Source organism: Streptomyces sp. NPDC020996, assembly GCF_040641355.1.
Lineage (GTDB): Bacteria > Actinomycetota > Actinomycetes > Streptomycetales > Streptomycetaceae > Streptomyces.
This window is the reverse complement of record NZ_JBFADM010000009.1, coordinates 1-22,835: the sequence shown is the minus strand read 5'-3', so window position 1 is coordinate 22,835 and position 22,835 is coordinate 1. Positions and strand designations below refer to the sequence as shown.

The window sequence follows — 22,835 nt, the reverse complement described above, 5'->3', positions numbered from 1 at the left end:
ACGATGGTGTCGGCGCGACATTGCCGAGCCGTTGCACGGGCATCACGGGGCTTTTCCGGGGGTTCACCATGCGCGCCAGGGGTGTGTGAGCTTCCGTGACCTGCGCTTTCCGGTCCCGGAAGTGAACTCGATCACGTGCCGCACACTGAACCGTACGGCCCCGCTGGACGTCTTCGTCCGTCGGGAGCGACGTCCGGCAGGGGATCGTCGGCATCCGGGAGAGGATCGTCCGATGCGCCGACCGAAGCTGCGCGTACCGCGCGTACCGCGTCTGCCCCGCACGCGTGCCGGGCAGCGGCGGCTGGTGCGGGCGGTGATGGCCGCGTGCGTGCTCGCGCTGGCCCCGGCGGCGTGGCTGTACGTCACGACGGCCGACGGGCTGCGCACGACCGCCGACGTGCCGCGCACCGATGTCGCCGTCGTCTTCGGTGCGGGCCTGTGGGACGGCGAGCCGTCCCCGTACCTCGCCCACCGGCTGGACGCGGCGGCGACGCTGTACCGCGCGGGCCGCGTCGAGGTCGTCCTCGTCACCGGCGACAACAGCCGCGAGGACTACGACGAGCCCGACGCGATGCGCGCCTACCTCACCAGGCACGGCGTGCCGGACGGCCGGATCGTCAGCGACTACGCCGGCTTCGACACCTGGGACTCCTGCGTCCGCGCCAAGAAGATCTTCGGCGTCGACCGGGCGGTGCTGATCAGCCAGGACTTCCACATCCGGCGCGCGGTCGCGCTGTGCCGGGCGGCGGGCGTGCGCTCGTACGGCGTCGGCGTCGCCGCCAAGCACGACGCCACCTGGTACTACGGCAACACCCGCGAGGTCTTCGCGGCGGGCAAGGCGGCCCTGGACGCGCTGTTCCAGCCGGACCCCCGTTTCCTCGGCCCGAAGGAACCGGGCGTGACGAAGGCGCTGGCCGCGGCGCGGTGACGGGCACGGCATGGTGAGGGGCGCCGCTCGCGCACCTCACAACGGCGGCGGGACCGCGGGGAGGTCGCCGTGCCGCCCGCGTAACGGGGAGCCGCACGGCGCGTAACACGGTCTGCGCACGCTGAACGGCATGCAGAACTCCGCGACGCCCACCCACTGCCCGTACTGCGCCCTGCAGTGCGGGATGAACCTGACGCAAGCCCCGGACAGCACCGTCGAGGTGAGCGAGCGCGCGGACTTCCCGGTGAACCGGGGCGCCCTGTGCGGCAAGGGCCGTACCGCGCCGGCGGTCCTGAGTTCGAACGTCCGCCTGACCTCCCCGCTGGTGCGCTCCGGCGGCACACTGGTGCCCGCCACCTGGGAGGAGGCGCTGGACCGGGTCGCCGGGGAGCTGCGCCGCACCCGCGCCGAGCACGGCCCGGACGCGGTCGGCGTCTTCGGCGGGGGCGGCCTGACGAACGAGAAGGCGTACACGCTCGGCAAGTTCGCGCGGGTGGTGCTGGGCACCTCGCAGATCGACTACAACGGCCGCTTCTGCATGTCGTCGGCGGCGGCCGCGGGCACGAAGGCGTTCGGCCTGGACCGCGGGCTGCCGTTCCCGCTGGAGGACATCCCGAAGACCGGCTGCGTGATCCTGGTCGGCTCGAACCTCGCCGAGACGATGCCGCCGGCGCTGCGGTTCTTCACCGAACTGCGCGCAGGCGGCGGCACGTTGATCGTGGTGGACCCGCGCCGCACGAAGACCGCCGAGCAGGCCGACCTGCACCTCGCGCCCCGGCCCGGCACCGACCTCGCCCTCGCGCTCGGCCTGCTGCACCTGGTGGTGGCGGAGGGCCGGGTGGACGAGGCGTACGTGCGGGAGCGGACCGCCGGCTGGGAGGAGGCGCGGGCCGCGGCGATGGCGCACTGGCCGGAGTACGTGGAGCGGATCACCGGCGTGTCCGTGCCGCAACTGCGGCAGGCGGTACGGCTGTTCTGCGAGCCGGAGGCCGCGATGGTGCTCACCGCCCGCGGACCCGAGCAGCAGTCCAAGGGCACGGACACGGTGGGCGCGTGGATCAACCTGTGCCTGGCGACCGGCCGGGCGGGCCGCCCGCTGTCCGGCTACGGCTGCCTGACCGGCCAGGGCAACGGGCAGGGCGGACGCGAACACGGCCAGAAGGCGGACCAGTTGCCCGGCTACCGCAAGCTGGACGATCCGGCGGCGCGGCGGCACGTGGCCGGGGTGTGGGGCGTGGACCCGGACAGCCTGCCTGGACCGGGACGCAGTGCCTACGAGCTGCTGGACGCGCTGGGCACGGACATCCGGTCGCTGCTGCTGATGGGCTCCAACCCGGTGGTGTCGGCGCCGCGCGCGGCGCACATCGAGGAGCGGATCAGGTCGCTGGACTTCCTCGCCGTCTGCGACGTCGTCCTGTCGGAGACGGCGGCGCTCGCGGACGTGGTCCTGCCCGTCACCCAGTGGGCCGAGGAGACCGGCACCACCACCAGCCTGGAGGGCAGGGTGCTGCTGCGGCGGCGCGCGATCAGCGCTCCGGACGGCGTGCGCAGCGACCTGGAGGTCATGCACGAGCTGGCCGCCCGGCTCGGCGTGGAGAAGGGCTTCCCGACCGACCCCGAGGAGGTCTTCGAGGAGCTGCGCCGGGCGAGCGCGGGCGGCCTCGCGGACTACTCCGGGATCACCTACCGCAGGCTGGCCGAGGAGAACGGGGTGTTCTGGCCGTGCCCGGCCGGCCCGGACTCCGTCCCGGACCCGCTCCAGGAAGACGGGGCGGCGGCCGACCACCCCGGCACGCCCCGCCTGTTCCTGGACCGCTTCGCGCACGCCGACGGCCGGGCGAGGTTCGTGCCCGTGTCGCACCGGCCGGCCGCCGAGGAGCCGGACGACGAGTACCCCGTGCTGCTGACCACCGGCCGGGTCGTCGCCCAGTACCAGTCGGGCGCCCAGACCCGCCGCGTGGACGAGCTGAACGCCGCCGCGCCGGGCCCGTTCGTCGAGCTGCACCCGCGGCTGGCGGCGCGGCTCGGGGCGGCGGAGGGCGACCCGGTGGCGGTGGTGTCGCGGCGGGGCCGCGCGGTGGCGCCGGCCCGCATCACGACCGGGATCCGCCCGGACACCGTCTTCATGCCGTTCCACTGGCCGGGCGAGGGCCGCGCCAACACCCTCACCAACCCGGCGCTGGACCCGACGTCGCGGATGCCGGAGTTCAAGGTGTGCGCGGTGCGGGTGGAGGCGGTGCGGCCGGTGCGGCCGGTCAGCTGATCTCTGTGGTCACCGGGCCCGCCAGTCCCCGCCCTCGATCAGCTTGCCGCTGACGCGCAGGCGGGCGGCGACGGCGGGGGCGGCGACGTACACCCAGGCGCGTACGGGAGTGCCGTCGGCGTCGCGGACGGTCTCGCGGGCGACGCGTTCGTAGAGGTTGCGCGGGTCGCCGGGGGCGTACTCCTCCAGCTCGTCGAGGGCGCCGAGCAGGTCGCCGTACGCCTCCCGGGGCGCGGTCACGAGCTCGCCGTAGACGGTGCCGCCGGGTTCCTCGACGGCGTAGGGGTAGCCGGGGCCGTCGTAGAGGACCGCGCCGGTCAGACGGGCCGGTTCCTCGAAGCTGGTGCGGCCGCGAAGGAACAGGTCGTGGTTGGGCTCGCCGGGGCGGAGGGTGCCGTAGACGAAGAACGGAAGAGTCACAGAAACGATTCTCCACCCTCCCCCTCCCCTCACACACGCCCCCGTACGCGCTATGGACACGCCGTGTCATGTCCATTTAAATCTGAGTGACCATCAGCGCCGCCCCCACGCACGTGCACGCACCTGCACGGGCTTCCGCGTACTTGCCCGCGCTCGCCCGCGCTCGCACGCGCTCGCACGCGCTCAGAGGCGCCTTCCCGAGGAGACAGATGAGTCGGATACGGCACCACATCCGAGGTTCCCGACGTCTCGCCGCCACCGGCGTAGCGGCCACCGCCGCCACCCTGCTGGCCGCCACGCTCTCCCCCGCCGCCCACGCGGCCGACAACAGACCGACCAGGGCCACCGCCGTCCAGCACGCGGCGTCGGCGCTGGCCGCACACGCCCAGAGCCTCGGCCTCACCTCCGCCGAGGACACGGCCGTCCGGGACGTGATCGTCGACAAGGACGGCACGCAGCACGTCCGCTACGACCGCACGTACCGCAACCTGCCCGTCCTGGGCGGTGACTTCGTCGTCCACCTGGCGTCCGACGGCGCGTACCGCGGCGCGAGCCGCGCGACGCGCAGCGGCGTCTCGCTCGCGTCGGTCACCCCGTCCGTGTCGGCCCCGAAGGCCGCCGACATCGCGGCGCACGCCCTGCGCGCCGCCAACCTGGGCGAGACCCTGCGCAAGCTCAAGGCGAAGCCCGAGCTGGTCGTCGACGCCCTGCACGGCGCCCCGAAGCTGGCCTGGCGCACGAACGCGGTCGCGCTGGACTCGGCCGGCAACCCGGTCGCCCGCACGGTGCTGACGAACGCCCGCACCGGCGCGCAGATCGACGCCTGGGACGCGCTGGAGACGGCGACCGGCGACGGGCAGTCGCTGTACAGCGGGACGGTGCCGCTGGAGACCACCCTGTCGGGATCGACGTACCAGCTCACCGACCCCACCCGCGGCAACACGTACACCGGTGACGCGGCCAACAAGACCGACCTGTGCATCTTCGGCATCTGCATCAGCCGCGCCCCGGCCACGGTCTTCACCGACGCCGACAACCACTGGGGCACCGGGACGACCGCCGACCGCTCCTCCGCGGCGGTGGACGCCCAGTACGGCACGAACGAGACGTGGGACTACTACAAGAACGTCCACGGCCGCAACGGCATCGCCGGCGACGGCAAGGGCTCGTACAACCGCGTCCATTACGGCAGCAACTACAACAACGCCTTCTGGGACGACAGTTGCTTCTGCATGACGTACGGCGACGGTGACGGGACGACGTTCGGGCCGCTGGTGGCGCTGGACGTGGCCGGCCACGAGATGACGCACGGCGTCACGTCCAAGACGGCCGGACTGACGTACTCCGGCGAGTCCGGCGGCCTGAACGAGGCGACGTCCGACATCTTCGGCTCGCTGGTGGAGTGGTACGCGGGCAACGCGTCGGACCCGGGCGACTACCTCATCGGCGAGGAGATCGTCCGCTCGGGCTTCGGCCGGGACGCCCTGCGCTACATGGACAAGCCGTCCAAGGACGGCAACTCCGCCGACTGCTGGAGCAGTTCGGTCGGCAACCTGGACGTCCACTACTCCTCGGGCGTCGCCAACCACTTCGCGTACCTCCTGGCGGAGGGCAGCGGCGCGAAGACCGTCAACGGAGTCAGCTACAACTCCCCCACCTGCAACGGCTCCACGGTCACCGGAATCGGCCGGGACAAGCTGGGCAAGATCTGGTACCGCGCCCTGACGGTCTACATGACGTCCTCGACCAACTACGCGGGCGCGCGGACGGCCACCCTCAACGCGGCGAAGGACCTGTACGGCTCCGGAAGCGCGGAGTACAACGCGGTGGCGGCGGCCTGGAGCGCGGTGAGCGTGGGCTGACCGAGGCCTGGGCCAGGGCGCCGCGGCCGATGGCGGCCGCGGCGCCCACAGCCCGGTGCGAGCCCGTCAGAAGCTCCAGTCGGCCCACGACTCGGGGTCCTGCTCGATCTGGGTCAGCAGCAGGTCGAACCGCTGCCGGTCGTAGAGGAGCCCCGAGTACGCCACCGGGATGCGCGTCCCGTTGATCACGGCGGTCGGCGTGCCCGGCCCCCTGGGTTCGGTGGCGTCACCGGCCTGGTCGTACGCCTGCTCCGACTCGGCGACGAAGTCGCGGTACTTCATGGTCCGGACGGCGGAGTCGAAGGCCGGGCCGCGCAACCCGTCGACCTTGCTCGCCAGTTGCAGCAGGTGGGCGTCCGTGAAGCCGTCGACGGACTCCTCGGGCTGATGGCGGTAGAGAACCTCGTGGTACTCGGCGAACTTGCCTTCCTCCAGCGCGGCACGCAGGGCGTTGACGGCCTTCTGGGAGCCGTGACCGCCCAGCTTCTCGTCCAGGAAGGAGGCCATCGTGTACTCCGTCCGCAGCCCGTGCCGCAGCATGGCGTCACGGGCCGCGGGACCGCCGCCGTCGGCGGACTCGAACTCCTCGCAGACGGGACACCGGGGGTCCTCGTACAGACGCAGGGTGACAGGCGCCTCGGGGTCGCCGACGACGATGGTGGTGCCGTCCGCGGCAAGCTTCTCGGGAAGGTCGCCCACACCGGCGTAGGCGTCCTTCCCGTCCCGCGCGGTGGCCCGCCCCCCACAACCGCTGACGGCCGCCGCAGCCAGCGCGACAGCCACGACAGCCGTCACGAGACGCCGTCCGCCATGAATCCCATACGTCCCCACCCCTTGCCTGAACAGCCCTGATCAGCACGCCGGACACACGCATACCGGCCACAGCGAGAACATCTCAGCCGCCCTGTCATGCAGCCTCAAGGGATGACCGGTCACCGAGGGGCAGCACGGACGGCGGTCACCGCTCCCTGCTGCCTCTACGCAACCGCACGATCACGCACAGCGGCGCCGTTGCGACAGCAGCACCACTTGAAAGCCTTGAAAGTTCGCGAGGCGAAATCGACGTCCGTGTTTATGCGCTGGTGTCCGCCGGTGTTGCCGTCGCTACTGCCGTCAGTGGTCTACATCGCCTGGGGAGTGCCGGGAATTCGAATGTGTGTCAAGCGGCTTCGTCGTGCGGGGTGAGGCTGATGGTCAGGTCGGCGCCGAGAGCCTGAGCCAGGCGGCGCAGGAGGGGAAGCGTGGGCATGGTCCCGCCGCCTTCGAAGCGGGAGATCTGCGGCTGCTTCATCCCGCACCGCTCGGCCAGCTCGACCTGGGACAGCCCGAGCTCGATGCGCCGGTCGTGGACGAGTTGCCCGAGCTCACGGGCGAGCGCGGAAGGCGGGTCCTGCATGGTTCCTCCCCGCCTCAGGCCGCTGGGGCGACGATGGTGACGGTGGGCTCGTCTCCGCCGGCGAGGTGCACGTCCACCGTGAGGTCCAGTGCGCGGGCCAGGCGCATGATGACTGCGATGGGCGGCAGCTCGGTGGCCGTCTCGATGCCTTCGATGTCATCGACGTCGACGTGCATGCGCTCGGCGAGGTCGGCCTCGCTCAGACCCAGCTGCTTACGCCGGTCGTAGACGGCCTTGCCCAACGTCATGGCGAGGCCGGCCTCTTCGTAGACCCGGTCGTACTCGGGGTCAGCGTCCAGGCGTTCGCCCAGCAGCCGACGGTGGCGACGGGTCCTCCATTCGCTGTGGTTCATCGGTTCTCCTTGAGGTTGCGGCTGTAGAGGTCGTGCTCGGCGGCGGCTTCATGCTCTGCCTCGCACAATCGCTGTGCGGCGTGGGCGCGGTCCACTTCGGCCTGCTCGCGCATCTTGGTCTTGCGGAACACGGTGAGCAGCACGACACGTCGGCCGGGCGCCAGCCAGTAGGTGATCCGCTGATGGGCATCGCCCAGGCGGAAGCGCAGCTCGCGGAGCTTGCCACCCAGGTGGCGGGAGTGCGGTTCGTCGAGCGTGGTGGGCTGCTCGGCGAGCAGGTCGGCGACGCGTTCGGCCTGCTTGTAGTGATGGGCGGGAATGTTCTCCAGCCACAGCCGCACCTCCGGCTCGATCTCGATCGAGTACCGCCCGCCGTCCATAGCGCCGATGATATATGGCACGGGGTGCGAGAGCGCGACTTCACAGTTCAGGTCGTGTGCCGTCGCCGCGACCGCAGCCACTCCAGCGTCGTACACCCCCGGCACTCCCCTTCGTCCTGATGCCACGGCGCCGCCGCAAACCAGCGGCAACCTGCCGAGGCGGCGCAGGGTCGGCTTCTTTCGGCAGGACCGGGCCCGATCGGGAGAGGCAGCGTACGGCCGGGCTGGCGCGTCGCCCAGTCCGGCGGCGCGGGGCCGGGGCGGAGGAGTCGGCCCCCGACGGACGGCCGGGAGCTTCGCCCCCGCAGGCTGCAACGCCCATAAGCGCGGGTCCGTCGCTACCAACCATGCTCGCCGTGCCCGGCGACGGTGCGCTGGGCCGGTTGAGGGCAATCATGAGTTCACTCTTGGTGCCGACCTTGCCGGTGTCGCCGGGGCGACCGGACGAACCACACGCAGCGGCGCGTACAACCAGGGCCGCAAGCACTGGGCCAGCGAGCGCGAGGCCCGTCTCAAGGCGTTTGGCCGGCTACACCGCTACAACACCCGGCACTGACATCCTTGTCCGCACCGACAGCGCCGGATCCGCGAAGGCCTTCCTCACCCACGTCCGAGATGGGCGGAAACGAGGAATCCGTGATGCCAGAGACGGTCGGGCATGGCTCGGATCGCGTGGCGGACAGGCTCGGTGACCGCGTATCCGACTGAGAAGAAGGTACGGTGCATCCAGGCCAGCAGGTCGATCGCCGCGAGGCTGAGTTCGAGCCAGGCCGAGTTGATCGCGAAGTGGCGGGTGCGCGTCCTGCTGCTGGACGGGGAGCTGGCGGCTGCCGAGCCGAAGAAGCTCCGCTACCGGCTGCTGCACGTCGCCGCCCGTCTGACCCGGGGCGGTCGGCGACTGCGCTTGCGGATACCGCAGACCTGGCCCTGGAGAAACGAACTGGCCACGTGCCGGTGGGCGTCGGGGATCTGCGCGAGTGCCTGGTCGAGCACCGTGATGTGGTCGCTCGCGGTGTTGGCGCCCGCCCTGGACCAGGACGGCTCGCTCCGTGCCGGCGCCGAGGTCGCCGAGCTGACCGGCATGGTCGACCTGACCGGCTACCCGGCCGGCACGCGCATCATCGTGCGCCGCGAGCGACCACACCCCGGCGCCCAGCTGTCCCTGTTCGACCTGGACCGACAGAACCCCTCAGCAAGGTTCATCGTTCCAGGTCAGGAAGGCACTTTCGCGTTTCCGCCCCACCAGCTGCCGTACCCAACCGAAACGGCGAGGCTAGCCCAAGGTGCAGTCCGCCCGCGCCTACGAGCGCGTGACGGCGATGCTCGGTCTCCTGCGCCCTCATCTGAAGAACGCGACGGACCGCGACCTCTACGACCGGGCACGGTCGATCACGCCGCCATCGCTGATCGCGCGAGCCCGTGTCGCCTTCGAACTCAACCGCCCAAAGCCAGCCACGACAGCAGGCGGTGCGCCGAGGTCCGTTCTACTCAATCTGGTAGCACAACCATATTAGCCGGCGGTATACCTGGGATCGGCGGAAGAGTACGGAATTCTCCGGTCACGAGCACCTTCCGCACAGCGTCGTAGACCTTCTCCACCGCAGGTCCACGGTACTCACGGAAGGTCGGCGTGGCTTGAAGGAGAAGCGATCCGTTGGGCAATGTAGAGATCGAATGGAAGGCCCGGGAATCTCTTAGGGTTTCGACGCCGCCCAGCAGGTGGGCGATATCGGAGGAGATGACCATGAGCCAGGAATAGCCGCGCAACTGCGAGCGCCACCGAGGAGTGTTGCTGATAGGACTGCCGTCCTCGCCGCGCAGGAAGCGCTCAAGTTCCGTCATCCCCAGGGCATGTCTATAGGAAACGTGCCCGAACACCACGTTGTACCGCTCGCACGCCCACCGAACTGACTGCACAAGGCGGTCCTGTACCCTCTGGGCCGTTTCCGCTGCGAGCAAATCCGCCTCGTCCGGGTAGACAAGGAGTTTCACATATTCCGGGAGTTCCTCCTCGAACACGACCGAAGCGAAAATATCAGTGTCACCGATTTCCCCGAGTTCTACGAACTTGCCACTCTCCACGGAAATCGATTCGGGTCGATCTTCGATGACCCTCCTAATCCACGGAAGTACGTCCGAAGTGTAAGGATTATAGAGGACATCGAGCGTATCCTGGGGTGCTACCCAAACATAGGACCATCGACTGAAATCGCCACGCGGTCGCATAGCAGGGACGCTAGTGAAGCCTTTGCTGGAGATTCTCCCCTGTCCAGCGCTTAGCAAAACACGCTCTCCCCCAATTTGCCGAACACCGTCCGTGAGCCACTGATAGGCACAAGTGGATTGGCGATCGAGATCGGTGTCGTAAACCGTGAGCTCCACGGTGAGCCCGTGAGAGAGGTTGGCGTTGAGGGTTTCGAGAAGATCCACACACCCACTCTACTCAAGGCCGAACGGGCTTGTCACCATCTTGCCGAGCACATAGATTGCACCTGCACCTACGGCTCCCCATGCGATGCGTTGCTGCTGTGCAGGCGTGGGCTGCCACACCTGGATGGCAAGCGGGGCGTAAACACTGGAGGGCTCATGCCCCCTAGGGGTTCTACCGGACTGCCTACGCGTCCACCAGCCCACAACACCCTGATACCTCAATCCCTTGTGGGGAGAATTCAACCGGGTTCGCGTAGATTGCACGACCAACTGCTGCCTGGGATCCAGTGGATCAAAGGTTGCCAATTGAGGAAGCTCCTGACCGCGCTGCACAATTTTCCCATACTTCGCTTTCTCTTTCTGCATCGCCCTAACGTAACGGTCAAGCTGAGCAGGCGCTCTCTTTTCAGCCGTCTTGGCAGACTTCACTTCCCAGATAAAAATGTAGTCATCGAAATACACGACGACATCGGCGAATCCATCCTTCGTCTTCCCCGTACCACCGTTTCGAATCTTCACATTCGTCCTGACCTGCACTTCCGGATTCTGCCAGTACATAGCAGTGAGATATGCCGCGACGGTCCGCACTGCAGCATTGTGACGGATCGTGTCAGCCACCATTTCCCGGCTGTCCCGTCCCTGCTTTTTCGCTGTTGTGCCGTTATCCCCGCCGCTGGTCGTGGACTGGTCCGGAGTCGACTCGGTGATCTGGCCGTAGCCATCACAGACGTCTTTCGGGCACAGACCTGTGGGATCGCTCTTGGATACAGGGCTGTTGCTGCTGTACGCGTACCCGTTCATCTGGAGCGGGTCCGCGATGTCGATGATGGGGTCGGCGGAGAGGAAGCGGCCGGAGGACTGGTCGTATTCGCGGGCGCCTATGTGGGTCAGGCCGGTGGCTGTGTCGTCGATGCCGGTGCCCAGGTAGCCGCGCTTGTTGGGCCAGGTGGTGGGTTTGGGGCCGCGGGTTTCGCCGTAGGGCTTGTAGGCGCGGCGGGTGACCGGCTGGGTGGTGGAGAGTTCGACGGTGGTGTTGGCCGTGCCGAGGTGGTCGGCGAGCAGGGCGTTGAGTTTGTGGCCGGTGGTCGCGCCGTTGGTCGTGGTGCGGACCACTGTGGGGGCGCCGGCCTGGGCGTAGGAGCGTGCGGCGCGGGTGATGGTGCCGGTGGCGTCCGTGGTGAGTTCGGTCTCGCCCAGGTACAGCGTCGAGCCGGAGGCGGAGTTCTCCAGCAGGCGGTTGCCGTCGGCGTCGTAGACGTACGTCGTCTTCTTGCCGTCGTCGGTGATGGAGTCGAGCTTGTTCTCCGGTGACCAGACCAGGTTCTGCGTGGTGGCGGGCAGGTCACGGATGGTGGTGTTGCCGGTGGCGTCGTAGGTGTAGGCGCTGCCCTTGCCCGAGGGGGTGGAGCTGATCCAGGTGACCGTGTGCGGCTGGGTCTTGTACGCCGGCGTCGTCGGGGTGGCGGCGATCGTCTTGCCGTAGCCGTGGGTGTACGTGACGTTCTTCGTCGCGTCGGCCGTGTCGTGCTCGGTCAGGGTGGCGCGGTTGCCGAGCCAGTCGAAGGTGAACGCCTGGCGGTAGGCGGTCGCGCCGGTGGAGACGGTCGCCGTGTCCGGGGCCGCCGCCGCGAGGGAGTCGGTCAGCGCGGTGCCCGGGGCGGCCGCGTCCGGGGCGTCGGCGACCGGGCCCGAGGAGGGGCCGTAGTCGGTGCGGTAGCCCCACGTCTTGCCGTTCGCGGCCTTGCAGCCGGTGCCGTAGCGGTTCGGCGTGACGTTCGACGTCCAGGCGTGCACCAGCTCGCCCATCGCGTCGTACGTGAAGCACTGGGTGTCCCAGGTGTCACCCGTCGCCTCGCTGAGCTGGCGGGCGTTGGACGTGATCGTGCCGGAGACGTCGTAGCTGTAGAAGCTGTCCGTGATGCGGTGGGGGCCGTCCGTCTCCCGGTCGGCGACCGTGCGGGCGAGACGCCCCGTGTGCGGGTCGACGAAGTTGGTCGTCCAGACGCGGTAGGGCTGGGAGCCGGAGACCGTGCGCAGCACCTCGCCGTACGGCGAATACGTCGCGTCGGAGGTGTACCAGGTCAGGCCGGACGTGGACTCCGGCAGGCCGTCGGCGTTGTAGCGGGTGACGACCTTCTCCTGCGCCAGTCCGCCCGCAGCGGGCACCGTGACCGACTGGGGCTTGCCCGTCGGCGTGTAGGTGTAGGAGTAGGTGTACTTGCCCGCCAGTCCCGTCGTCATGGAGTTGGCCGGGATGACCGTCTCGCTGCCGGTGGGGTGGTAGTCGGCGTCGTAGCCGGTGACGCGGTTGGTGTAGTCGCCGTTGTCGGTGTGCCGTTTGCTGCCCGACGGCCGGCCGATGCCGCCCGGCGCGTCGTCGTAGGTGTACTCCTTGACGGGGGTGGCGGTGGCTGAGCCCTGGCGGATGTACTTGACGCGCCCGAGGAGGTCGTACTCGGTGTAAGTCTCCTGCCCGCGCGCGTTCTTGACGTGGTCGGGGCGGTCCGCGGCGTCGTACCAGGTCTCGGTGGTGCCGGTGTCCGGGTCGGTGGCGGACGTGACCCGGCCGCGGGCGTCGTAGGTGTACGACCAGACGTTGCCGGCCGGGTCGGTGACGCTGCGGCGGTTGCCGCGGGCGTCGTACGCGTAGGCGGTCGTGCGCCCGGTTTCCGAGTCCCCGGCTTCCTGGGTGTAGTGCTTGACCGACGTCACGCGTCCGAGGGCGTCGTAGTACGTCCGCGTTCTCGGGGTCGTCGAACCCGCCGGGTTCACATACGTGCTGCTCAGGCTGTACCAGGTGGAGGTCGCGTACTGGTAGTCGCCGTCGTGGTAGGTGGACGCGCGGACCTCGCGTTCCATGCCGTCGTAGCGGTGCTTGACCGAACTCGGGATCAGGGACTTCGATCTCGGGGCGAAGAGCTTCGGCTCCGGGGCGCCCTTCGCCAGGTAGCCGCCGGTCTGCTCGAAGACCAGGCCGTGGTCGTCGTAGGTGGTGTCCGCGATGATCCGTCCGGGGCCGTGGGCCTCGGTCTGCTTCTGGACCTCGCGCATCAGGCCGTCGTAGAGGGTGATCCCGGTGGCGTAGGAGCCGTCGTCCTTGAGGGTCTTCACGATCACGGCGGCGGGACGGTTCTCACTGCTCGTGGCGATCGCGGGCTGGTAGTCGATGACGACGTCCGGCGACTTGCCGCCGGAGGAACGCGACGCGGACCAGCCCTTGACGAGCCGGCCGAGGGCGTCGTACTCGTTGCGCGTCACGCGGCCGTTGGGGTCGGTGACCGTCAGCGGGAGGCCGCGCCCCGGGTCGAACGTGGTCGTGGTGGTGTGCCCCAGGGCGTCGAGCAGCTTGGTCTCGGTGACCGGGCCGCCCTCGTCCCCCGGTGTGTACCTGGTCTCCGTGGTGCCCGCACCGGGCGCCTTGACGGTGCGCACCCGGCCCAGCGGGTCGTAGGTCGTGTCGGTGACGACCGAGTACGCGGTGCCCGTGCCGTTGATCTCGGCCACCGAGGTGACCAGGCCCTTGGTGGGCGTCGCTTCGTAGGCCAGATTGTCGTAGCTCGTCCGGACGGCCGACTTGAGCTCGGTGGCCGGGTCGGCGGTGTCGTAGCCGGCGCAGGAGGTGGCGGTGGTGCGCTGTTCCTTGGGCAGGCCGATCAGCCATGCGGTGGTGTTGTGCACGTAGAACGTCTTGGTGCACGTCTGGTTGGAGAGGGTCTCGCCGGTGCCGTCGGGCTTGACCACGGCTGTCTCGACCTGCTTGGGCAGCCCGTAGGTGTCGTCGACTGTGGTGAGGGTGCGGACGGCCCGCCAGCCGCCGTCGCCGCTGTCCACCGTCTGTATCTCGTCCGTGCGCTTGATGCCGATGCGGTGGGCGAGCAGCGGGTCCGCCGCAGTGCCGTCCTCGTTCTCGCGTGCGCGGGACGCGGTCTGCTTGGACCACGGGAAGTTCAGGGTGCGCTTGAGTACCTGACCGTCGGAGTCGCGGTAGGTGATGCTCTCCGCGGTCATGCCGGCGTACTGGGGAGCGTCGTCCGCCAGCAGGGTGTACGTGCTGGTGGAGTCCTTTACCTCGCCGCCCGCGCCCTGGAAGTAGCGGGTCGTGGTGAGCGACTGGGCGTTCACGTCGCCTTGCTCGGAAACGGACTTGCGGCCCTTGACGGCCTTGACCTGGCGGTATCCGCGCCAGTCGCTGTAGGTGCGCAGCGCGGGCCGGGTGAACTCGTCGTCGCTCTTGGCCCAGGCCGGACCCGAGTAGGTGTACTTCGTGACGACCGGCGGGCCATGTGAGGTGACCTTGTCCGTCTCGGTGACGGAGTGGACGACGTACTTGTTGAACCACGCCTTCGCCGGGGTCTTCTCGTCCCCGTCCGGCGACCAGCGCACCGGGTAGCAGGTGCCGTTCGCCTTGCCCTTGTCCTCGGCCGGTTCGGCGGCACAGCCGCCCTTGTACTCCACCTCGATGTCGCCGCCGTACTCGGTGGACACGGTGCCGATGCGGGGACGGGTGAAGCCGGGCCGCTGGTCGCTCTTTCCGGTGAGCACCAGGTTGGGCAGCTGACGGTCCCTGAGCCGGGCGTGCAGGGGTGAGGTCGAGCCGACGGTGTAGGCGGCGAAACTGACCCCGTCCTTGGACTGCACCGTGCCGGTGGTGTCGCCGGGCGCGTAGCCGGTACGGGTGATGGAGTTCAGCCACAGGCCGGGGGCGGAGTCGTACCAGTCCGCGGGGAAGGACTGGTGGAGCGTGTACTTGTCGACCGGGCCCAGGCCGGTCTGACCCGCGCGCGCGGCCTTCGTCGTGACCGTGTCCAGGCGCATCTGCGTCCAGAAGGACGGGAACGGCGGGCACAGCTTGGAAGTGGACTTGCAGTTGAGGTTGCCGGGAGTGTCCCACCAGGGGCGGTAGGCGCCGGGGTCGTCGGTCTTGGCGAAGTTGGCCGCCGTGCAGGCGGTCTCGGACTTGAGGCAGCGCTGCTTGACGCCGAACGCGACCGTCGCGGACGGCTTGGTCAGACTGTCCGGGCGCATGCCGTACTCGATGAGGGTCGGGTAGGCGTAACGGTCGTACTGTTCGGGCGACTTGAACTTCTTACGGACGGCGTAGTAGTTCGTCTCCTGGGTCCAGTTGACGATCATCGTGTTGCCGTGGACGTCGACGACCTTGTCCAGGCCCCAGCGCCACGCCTGCTGCTTGCCGGAGCCGCAGCGCGAGTCGGCGAAGGTGTCGGCGTGGCAGGGCTCACCCGGATGGTTGCCGAAGACCGGGACGGTGGAAACGGAGTCGGTGTCTGCGTGGCCGCCGCCGACGCTGTTGAGGCCGTAGAAGTACTGGGTGCCGTCGGTGGTCGTGACGACCCAGTATTCGCCGTTGTTGTCGTCGTTGCTGCCGCCGACCCGGTGTTCGATGCGGGTGCCGTCGTCCTGCTGCGGCCGGTAGCGCTCGGTGTCCTTCTCGGGGTCGCTTCCCGGGGCGGCGTCGCGGATCAGTTCGGTGGTCTTGCCGTTCAGCGACATCACCGCGTTGTGGGACACCCAGCACTGGTCGGACGTCTTGTCCTTCTTGGCGGTGTTGTTGGGCGTGCCGGCGTCGAGCGTCTTGCGGTCGTCCTTGCAGGAGCGGTAACGGCGTTCGATGTAGCCGGCGTCGTAGGACCAGCCCTCGCCGATCCAGGACGCCTGCGGCGAGGAGACCGCGGTGCGGCCGTCCACCGTCTGGGAGCTGTATTCGAAGGAGACCTGGGGAGCCGGTCCGGCGGGCGGACTGGGGATGTTCAGCGGGTACGACCAGGTGAACGCACCCGAGGATCCCCCCGCCTCCCACTTTCCGTCGGAGGCGAGCGGCGTCGCCTTGAAAGTGCCCCCGCCGCTGCCTCCGGAGTCGACGGCGCCGACCACGGCCGTGCTGCCGCCCGTCGCCGTCTGCGTCGCCCCGGTGGACGTGCGGTAGGACGCCTGGACGGCGCCCGATCCGGTCGCGGGAGAGGTCGTCGCCGAGGCGGGCGTCACCGTGTCGTCGGCGGCTGGGTCGACGGTGGCGGTGAGGGACGCGGACGCCGTGTCGTTGGTCGTCTCCAGCTCTTCGTACGTCTGGCACGCCTCGTCGTCCGGCGTCGTCAGGTAGCAGTCGGGGAACTGCACGAAGCGCAGGCGAGAGGCCCAGTCCGCGCCGTAGAGCCTCTTGAACCTGGCGTAGTCGAGTTTGACGGAGACCGGGACGGCACCGGTGTCCGGAGCCTGCACGACCAGCACCGCGCCGTCCACGCCCTGGCTGACCGCGGACGCCCGGTCAGGGATGCTGACCTGCCACGTTCCGGTCGGCGTCGGCTGGTCGGGGGCCTGGCCGAGGCTCACCGGGAGGGTACCCACCGGGCTCAGGGCAGCCTGCTGGGCCGAATGGACGGAGGCTGTCGCCGCCGTCGCGGATGAGCCGAAGTCGACGGAACCGGTGAGGTTGGAGGGCGGCGTCGTGGTGTTGGCCGGCGCGGCGAGGAGGTCCGGAGGGACGTCCGCCTTCAGGCTGTCCAGGTTCCTGCTGAAGTCCTTGCCGGGGACGGGAGTCTCGGTCTTGAGGTGCTCCAGGACCAGCGATTCCCGGCCCGTTTCCTCCGCCGCCGGGTCAGGAGGTATCGCCAACGATGTCGCGGGCAGCAGCCCCACCAGCAACGCGGCTGCCGTGATCGGCACGACGGTCCGTGCGAGACGGCGTTTGCGGGCACGTGAATGACGATCGAGCACGACGGGGTCCCCCCGGACCACTTGGAAGCGGGACCGGTGACGGACCACGCGTGACGATGTATCAGGCAGTGGAGATTCTGTGATCACCCTGTGGGGAAAGCCAGAGGAGGCGCCCCGCTGTGATCATCATCACGGTACGTAACGCATCGCTACGCAGCGAACAGGGGCGAGATGCGGGTAGCCCCCCACATGACACCTACCGCCACCTAGCCGTCCTTCGGTGCGCACCTGCACACAACCCACTGAAACGGCGGCCAACTCCCTTGTTTTCGTGGGAATTTACTCCGTTATCGGAGAGGTGATCCGCTCACACCGCTGACGATCGGCCCGTCCGGTCCGTACAACTGGGTCGCGACACACCACCGTTCGCCCCTCGCGTGTCAAATCCCCACAGGGTGACGACAGTTCCTTCATAGGTCATCATCGGCTGGCCCGGCCACGTAGCGTCGCGCGCCGGCTTCAAGGGGGAACCAGGGGGAAGGGGAATCCGCCCGATGACGCGCAACTGGCGCCGTATGCCCGGCCGTCGGACCGTCGCGGCACTGCTCTCGGCCGCGGTGGCGACCACCGGCATCGTCTACGCCGGCTTCCGGCTGGACGGTGACGGCACGGAGCATGCGGACGGCCCCGGCCGTCGCCCGACGACGGTCACCGAGTCCGCCGCACTGATGCAAGCCGCCAGGACGGGAAGGAACGTCGAGGTGACGACCGCTCGGACGACGCGGTCGACCACCTGGGCCCGCCCCGACGGGCTCATGGAGAAGCGGCTGTACTCCTCCCCCGTCCGGGCCAAGGTCGGCGGCGAATGGAAGAAGATCGACCCGGGCCTGCACCGCACCAGGTCCGGCTGGGAGCCGAAGGCCACCAACACCCGGATGGTGTTCTCGGCCGGCTCCCACGGCGACGACGGGAAACGCGCCTCCCGCTCGACCGTGCGCCGCGTCTCTCTGCTGAAGGCCGCCGCCGCGGCCGACACGGGGACTCCGCTGGTCACGCTGTACGTGGGCGACGGCGGCGACCACGCCATTCAGCTCACCTGGCCGGGTGCCGTACCCACACCGATCATCGACGGGAACCGTGCCCTGTACCCGGACATCTTCCCGGGCGGCGACCTGGTCCTCACCGCCGACGACGACGGCTTCGCGCAGCTCGTCGTTCTGAAGACCCGTGAGGCCGCGTCCGACCCGCACGTCCAGCAGCTCGCCTACGGCCTGCACTCCGCCGATCTCACCTTCCGCCTCGACCCGGCGTCCGGCATGGTCAGCGCCCTGAACGCGTACGGCGACGAGGTCGCCGTCTCCCCCACCCCCCTGATGTGGGACAGCAGCGGCCAGCCCGCCGTCACCGACGGCGCCGTCGGTGCCACCGCCCAGCCCACCGAGCCTGAGTCGCCGGACCCGACGGACTCCGCGAGCGAGTCGCCCTCGGACACACCCAGCCCCTCGGAGGAGGAAGAGGTGGAGTCCGACGAGCAGAGCGATGCCGAGGTCGAGGTCCTGCCGTCGGCCTCCGACGGAGCCGAGCCCACCGTCTCGGAGTCCCCGCTGCCGTCCGTGCCGGCGGAGCCGACACCGGCACCCTCCCAGACCGGTTCGGCCGCGACCCTCAGCCTGCCCTCCCTGGACGGCCCCTCCCCCGACTCGCAGGGCAACGTCGTCGAGGCCGACCTGTCCGCCGGGCAGTGGACGCTCACCCCCGACCAGGACTTCCTGGCCGACCCGAGCACGACCTACCCGGTCTTCATCGACCCCTCGGTCAAGAAGCACGTCCAGGACTGGACCACCGCCTACGACCGCCACCCCAACGCCACCTTCTACAACGGCAAGGGCTTCAACAAGGGCGGCACGCACGAGGCCCGCGTCGGCTTCGAGTCCGACACCTGGGGGACCTCGCGCTCGTACTTCAACATCGACTTCGACAAGGACCTCAAGGGCACGAAGATCACCAGCGCGAAGCTGCGCATGCTGGAGACGTACTCCTGGTCCTGTCAGGAACGCTCGATGAGCGTGCACCTCACCGGTGAGATCGACTCGCACACCAACTGGAAGAACGCCCCCAAACTCCACGACGGCAACCGACTCGCCACCAAGAGCTTCGCCCACGGCTACAAGTCCGGCTGCCGCGACGCGTTCGAGACCTTCGACGTGCGGAAGGGCGCCCAGAAAGCCGCCGACAACGGCCAGGACACGATCACCTTCGGAATGCGCGCCCGCGACGAGCACGCACAGTACGCCTGGAAGAAGTTCCAGGCCGACGGCGACTTCCCTCCGTACCTCGATCTCGTCTACAACCGCAAACCTGCGATCGTGTCCAACTCGCTCGGCCTGGGGCCCGACGGCAAGTGCACCACCACCGAACCGTACGTCCGCATGGGATCCGGTGACCTGACCTTCATCGCCAAGGCCACGGACAAGGACAAGAACCTCGACTTCTTCAACTTCGACCTGTGGCAGGTCGGGCAGTGGGACAACACCGGCGACCTGCTGAAGTCGACGGGCAAGGTCCCCGTGGGCGCCGACAAGGGCACGGCGCTGGGGACCACGGACGGTTTCTCCACCAGCGGCCTCAAGAGCGGGGCCACCTACTCCTGGCGGGTGCAGGCGGTGGACGACGCCGACGGCCGCTCGAGCTGGTACCCGAAGAAGCCGTGCCGGTTCGTGCTCGACACCACCGCGCCCCGCCCGCCCAAGGTCAGCTCCACCGACTTCCCTGACGCCGACGGCAGCGAGAACGGCTTCGGCAGCGGCGCCGAGGACGCCACCTGGAGCGTCAAGAAGTTCGGCACACCGGGAGCCTTCACCGTGCGTGCCGTGAACAAGGATGTGGTGCGCTACGAGTACGGCTTCAACTCGCCCAGCTACACGGGCAGCGTAAGCCGCGTCGCGGGTACGCCCACGAGCGTCAGCGGGACCATCTCGAACGCCAAGCCTCCGGCCGCCGGGCCCAACGTCCTCTTCGTGAGGACCGTCGACGGCTCGGGCAACGTCTCGCAGCCCGCCAAGTACTTCTTCTACGTCACCCCACGCGACCAGGTCGACAAGGCCGGCGATTTCACGGGCGACGCGCTGCCCGACCTGTTCACGGTCACCGAGGCGGGCAACCTGGCCCTCTACCCGTCCCAGGCGGACAAGGACGACCTGACCAAGGGCACCGGGGACCTGGACTACTCCATGCCCGGCGCGTACCGGGCCAACCCCGACAAGGATCCCAACGGGGACGACCTCCCTCCGTACGTGGCCGCGCCCTCAGGACACTTCAAGGGCGCGCTGATCACCCACAACGGCGACGTCTACGGCGGCGACGGCCTCCAGGACCTCGTGGTCCGCGTCGGAGGCAGGCTCTGGGTCTATCCGGGCGACGGCTACGGCGCCGTGGACATCGACCGGCGGAAGGAGATTCTGCTGCCCGAGGGTGCGCCGGCCCCGGCCGACTTCACCCAGATCCTGGCGGCGGGCGATGTCACCGGCGACGGACGCGCCGACTTCTTCGCCACGGTGAAGAACGGCGCTGGGACGGACGACGAGTTGTGGGCCTTCACCGGGTACCACGGCGCCACCGTCGACCAGGCCGTCCGTCTGTCCGCCTCCGCCTGGAAGGACCGCGACCTCGTCATCGCCCAGGACGTCTCGGGCGACGGTGTCGGCGACCTCGTCTACCGCAGCGACGTCTCCGGCAGGCTACTGCTCCGCAAGGGCATCGCCGCGAGCGGCGGCGGCGTGGACCTGAACTCGCTGGCCTCCGCCGCGAACTCCTCGGGCGGCGTCGACATCGAGTACGCCGCCTCCGGCTGGTCGAGCGGCAGCGTTCCGCGCCTGATGGGCACGCCCAGCGTCAACGGCGACGCCGTACCCGACATCTGGGCCGTCATGGCCGACGGATCCGTCCGCTTCTACACCGGCGGCAAGACAGCCCTCACCGCCTCCGGAACGGAGGTCTACGGCCCCCACGCCTACTGGAAGACGCGCATCGCCATCGGCTGACGCCGTCCGCGTGTCGCCCCGCGCCCTGGGGTCGGTGCCCGTCGAGGCACCGGCCCCGAGATGCCAGGCGCCGGGTGTTCAGGGCTTCCGACGGCGGCGAGCCTGGGTGTTGTCCGGTTCGATGCCGGCCGGGGGCCGGGTGTTGCGGCGTCACCGGGAAGTGGTGCGGCGGGCGTAGGCGCGGGCGGCGCGGGCGCGGTCGCCGCAGCGGGTGGAGCACCAGTGGCGGCGGCCGTGGCGGAGCAGGTAGCGGGTGCAGGGGGCGGAGCCGCAGGCGGTGAGGCGCTCCGCGTCGGGGCCCGTGAGCAGGTCGGCGGCATCGGCGGCGAGGACGGCCAGGGCGTGGTCGACGATCGCGGTGGTGGGGTGTGGGGTGGCGCGGTAGGGGCCGGTCTCGTCGTCCCACTGCAGCAGCGGGGCGGTGGGGACGCGGGTCATCGCGTCGTTGACGGCGCTGACCGCGGCGGGAAGGGCGGGCAGGCCTTCGACGCGGGAGGCGAACAGCGACCTGATCTGTTCGCGCAGCGAGCGCACCTGCGCCGCGCACATCTCCCGCATGCCGGCGTCGACCGGCGCGAGACCGTGTTCCGTCAGCCACTGGTTCGCCTGTGCGGGAGTGCCCAGGAAATCGACCGTGTGCCCGCCGGGCAGCGTGATCACGCTGTTGACGAGGGCGAGCGAGAGGTGCTCGTCCTCGCCCTGTGCGGGCGGCGGGCCGGGCTGTCCGATCACGGGCTCTTCCATGTTCCTCATGGTACGGCTTGCACGTATCCGTGAGAAGCGGCTACGGTCCCCTCACGGTTACACAACTCCTATCCGTGAGGTTTGCCGTGTCTTCTCTCCCCGCAACGACCAGTCGGTTCCCTGTCCGGGTCTTCGGCGGCCCGACCGCCCTCTTCGAGTACGGCGGCTTGCGGTTCCTGACCGATCCGACCTTCGACGGCCCCGGCGACTACGGCAGGCCCGGCCGCCCGGTCCTGACCAAGACCGCCCCCTCCACCGGCACCCGCGCCGACCTCGGCCGCGTCGACGTGGTCCTGCTCTCCCACGACGAGCACGCCGACAACCTCGACACCTCCGGCCGGGCCCTGCTCGCCGACGTTCCCCTCACCCTGACCACGCGCGGCGGCGGCGAGCGCCTGGGCGAGAGCCTGGGGAAGAAGGTGAAGGGCCTGGCCGACTGGGAGCCCGTCGAGCTGGACCGCCCCGGCAGCGGCACGGTCACCGTGACCGGTGTCCCCGCCGTCCACGGCCCTGGCCCCCGCGAGGAGGTCGAGCCGGTCACCGGCGAGGTCGTCGGCTTCGTGCTGAGCGGCGAGGGCCTGCCCACCGTCTACGTCAGCGGCGACAACGCCTCCCTCGACGCGGTCAGGGAGATCGCCGACCGCTTCGCCCCCGTCGACACCGCCGTCCTCTTCGCCGGCGCTCCCCGCTTCCCCATCCTCTTCGACAACCAGCCGCTCGTCCTGGACAGCGCACAGGCCGCCGAGGCGACCCGGATCCTCGGCGCCGGCCGCGTGGTCCCCGTCCACTACGACAGCTGGGCCCACTTCACCGAAGGCCACGACGACCTGGTCGCCGCCTTCACCACCGCCGGGCTGGCCGACCGCCTGGACTGGGGCCGGCGAAGCTGACCCCCGGCGCCCGAAACGCCGGCGGCGACGGCGGGACCTCCGCGCCGCTCACAAGTCTGCGGGCCCGGCCGCGTGCGCCGGGTCACCCGTTCACACCCCGTCCCGCGCGCTTCCTCACGCCCCTCCCCGGCGAGCCCGCACAGCGCCGCTGACCTGGTCAGACGCGGGGACGGCGGGCCTCGGGGCGCGCCGCGGCCGACACCCGTTCAACCCCTTTCTGACGCTTCTTCAGCAAGCGCGTGCGGCCCGCTGCCTCTTACCTCGGTAGGGCAGGGGACACCCGAGAAGGCTCGAAGGAGCACCATGCGACGCACCGCCCGTCTGCTCACCGGCATCGCGCTCGCCCTCGCGGCCGCCGGCCTCGCCGCCGCGCCCGCCGCGCAGGCGGCCGGGGAGGACGACGACGTCGTGGTGTACCCGGCCTCCGTCCTGCCGGGCGGGCAGGTCACCGTGCACG

13 protein-coding genes and 2 pseudogenes are annotated in these 22,835 nt (G+C 69.7%); 6 read left to right on the top strand and 9 right to left on the bottom strand.

The features are described 5' to 3' along the window. Positions 1-232 precede the first annotated feature (232 nt). Both AB0G63_RS09150 and AB0G63_RS09145 read left to right on the top strand, forming a co-directional pair. Entirely contained in the window at positions 233-928 is a 696-nt protein-coding gene (locus tag AB0G63_RS09150; RefSeq protein WP_360746627.1) for an ElyC/SanA/YdcF family protein, read from the top strand. A 130-nt stretch (positions 929-1,058) separates the two neighbouring features. After that, the gene (locus tag AB0G63_RS09145) at positions 1,059-3,191 is read left to right on the top strand and encodes a molybdopterin oxidoreductase family protein (RefSeq protein WP_360746624.1); all 2,133 of its coding nucleotides are present in this window, start codon (positions 1,059-1,061) and stop codon (positions 3,189-3,191) included. A 9-nt stretch (positions 3,192-3,200) separates the two neighbouring features. Here AB0G63_RS09145 and AB0G63_RS09140 read toward each other — a convergent pair whose 3' ends face one another. Continuing rightward, complete coding sequence (locus AB0G63_RS09140; RefSeq protein WP_360746621.1) at positions 3,201-3,611, bottom strand: gamma-glutamylcyclotransferase family protein; 411 nt, start codon at positions 3,609-3,611, stop codon at positions 3,201-3,203. Positions 3,612-3,820: 209 nt separating this feature from the next. On the opposite strand from AB0G63_RS09140, the gene AB0G63_RS09135 reads away from it, so the two are divergent. Further along, positions 3,821-5,473 carry a M4 family metallopeptidase gene (locus AB0G63_RS09135; RefSeq protein WP_360746618.1) on the top strand — a complete coding sequence of 551 codons (1,653 nt, stop codon included), beginning with the start codon at positions 3,821-3,823 and terminating at the stop codon, positions 5,471-5,473. A 66-nt stretch (positions 5,474-5,539) separates the two neighbouring features. On the opposite strand, the gene AB0G63_RS09130 is transcribed toward AB0G63_RS09135, so the two are convergent. From AB0G63_RS09130 to AB0G63_RS09110, 5 genes and pseudogenes are all read right to left on the bottom strand, one after another. After that, complete coding sequence (locus tag AB0G63_RS09130) at positions 5,540-6,268, bottom strand: thioredoxin domain-containing protein (protein ID WP_360746615.1); 729 nt, start codon at positions 6,266-6,268, stop codon at positions 5,540-5,542. Positions 6,269-6,632: 364 nt separating this feature from the next. Then, positions 6,633-6,854: pseudogene (locus AB0G63_RS09125) on the bottom strand (helix-turn-helix transcriptional regulator); the annotation flags it as partial. Between the two features lie 29 nt (positions 6,855-6,883). Next, positions 6,884-7,222 carry a helix-turn-helix transcriptional regulator gene (locus AB0G63_RS09120; protein WP_351892542.1) on the bottom strand — a complete coding sequence of 113 codons (339 nt, stop codon included), beginning with the start codon at positions 7,220-7,222 and terminating at the stop codon, positions 6,884-6,886. Further along, a complete protein-coding gene (locus tag AB0G63_RS09115) occupies positions 7,219-7,602 on the bottom strand; it encodes a type II toxin-antitoxin system RelE/ParE family toxin (protein WP_360747050.1) in 384 nt (127 codons plus the stop codon). The genes AB0G63_RS09120 and AB0G63_RS09115 overlap by 4 nt, the downstream gene beginning before the upstream one ends. Positions 7,603-8,451: 849 nt before the next feature. Continuing rightward, a complete protein-coding gene (locus AB0G63_RS09110; RefSeq protein WP_360747067.1) occupies positions 8,452-8,685 on the bottom strand; it encodes a hypothetical protein in 234 nt (77 codons plus the stop codon). On the opposite strand from AB0G63_RS09110, the pseudogene AB0G63_RS09105 reads away from it, so the two are divergent. After that, positions 8,624-8,773: pseudogene (locus AB0G63_RS09105) on the top strand (IS1380 family transposase); the annotation flags it as partial. The gene AB0G63_RS09110 and the pseudogene AB0G63_RS09105 overlap by 62 nt on opposite strands. A gap of 317 nt (positions 8,774-9,090) precedes the next feature. Here AB0G63_RS09105 and AB0G63_RS09100 read toward each other — a convergent pair. Next, entirely contained in the window at positions 9,091-10,032 is a 942-nt protein-coding gene (locus tag AB0G63_RS09100) for a hypothetical protein (protein WP_360746612.1), read from the bottom strand. A gap of 9 nt (positions 10,033-10,041) precedes the next feature. Then, on the bottom strand, positions 10,042-16,713 hold the full coding sequence (locus AB0G63_RS09095) for an RHS repeat-associated core domain-containing protein (protein ID WP_360746609.1): 6,672 nt from the start codon (positions 16,711-16,713) through the stop codon (positions 10,042-10,044). A 545-nt stretch (positions 16,714-17,258) separates the two neighbouring features. Here AB0G63_RS09095 and AB0G63_RS09090 point away from each other — a divergent pair. Continuing rightward, positions 17,259-20,744 carry a DNRLRE domain-containing protein gene (locus AB0G63_RS09090; protein ID WP_360746606.1) on the top strand — a complete coding sequence of 1,162 codons (3,486 nt, stop codon included), beginning with the start codon at positions 17,259-17,261 and terminating at the stop codon, positions 20,742-20,744. Positions 20,745-20,894: 150 nt separating this feature from the next. On the opposite strand, the gene AB0G63_RS09085 is transcribed toward AB0G63_RS09090, so the two are convergent. Continuing rightward, on the bottom strand, positions 20,895-21,488 hold the full coding sequence (locus AB0G63_RS09085; protein WP_360746603.1) for a CGNR zinc finger domain-containing protein: 594 nt from the start codon (positions 21,486-21,488) through the stop codon (positions 20,895-20,897). A gap of 86 nt (positions 21,489-21,574) precedes the next feature. Here AB0G63_RS09085 and AB0G63_RS09080 point away from each other — a divergent pair, with 86 nt between their 5' ends. Continuing rightward, the gene (locus AB0G63_RS09080; RefSeq protein WP_360746600.1) at positions 21,575-22,378 is read left to right on the top strand and encodes an MBL fold metallo-hydrolase; all 804 of its coding nucleotides are present in this window, start codon (positions 21,575-21,577) and stop codon (positions 22,376-22,378) included. Positions 22,379-22,835: the final 457 nt, after the last annotated feature.

Bases quoted from the DNA above. Each gene is read 5' to 3' on its own strand.
- AB0G63_RS09110 (WP_360747067.1), bottom strand. From the start codon at position 8,685: ATGCCGGTCAGCTCGGCGACCTCGGCGCCGGCACGGAGCGAGCCGTCC.
- AB0G63_RS09135 (WP_360746618.1), top strand. From the start codon at position 3,821: ATGAGTCGGATACGGCACCACATCCGAGGTTCCCGACGTCTCGCCGCC.
- AB0G63_RS09115 (WP_360747050.1), bottom strand. From the start codon at position 7,602: ATGGACGGCGGGCGGTACTCGATCGAGATCGAGCCGGAGGTGCGGCTG.
- AB0G63_RS09090 (WP_360746606.1), top strand. From the start codon at position 17,259: ATGACGCGCAACTGGCGCCGTATGCCCGGCCGTCGGACCGTCGCGGCA.
- AB0G63_RS09150 (WP_360746627.1), top strand. From the start codon at position 233: ATGCGCCGACCGAAGCTGCGCGTACCGCGCGTACCGCGTCTGCCCCGC.
- AB0G63_RS09120 (WP_351892542.1), bottom strand. From the start codon at position 7,222: ATGAACCACAGCGAATGGAGGACCCGTCGCCACCGTCGGCTGCTGGGC.
- AB0G63_RS09145 (WP_360746624.1), top strand. From the start codon at position 1,059: ATGCAGAACTCCGCGACGCCCACCCACTGCCCGTACTGCGCCCTGCAG.
- AB0G63_RS09085 (WP_360746603.1), bottom strand. From the start codon at position 21,488: ATGGAAGAGCCCGTGATCGGACAGCCCGGCCCGCCGCCCGCACAGGGC.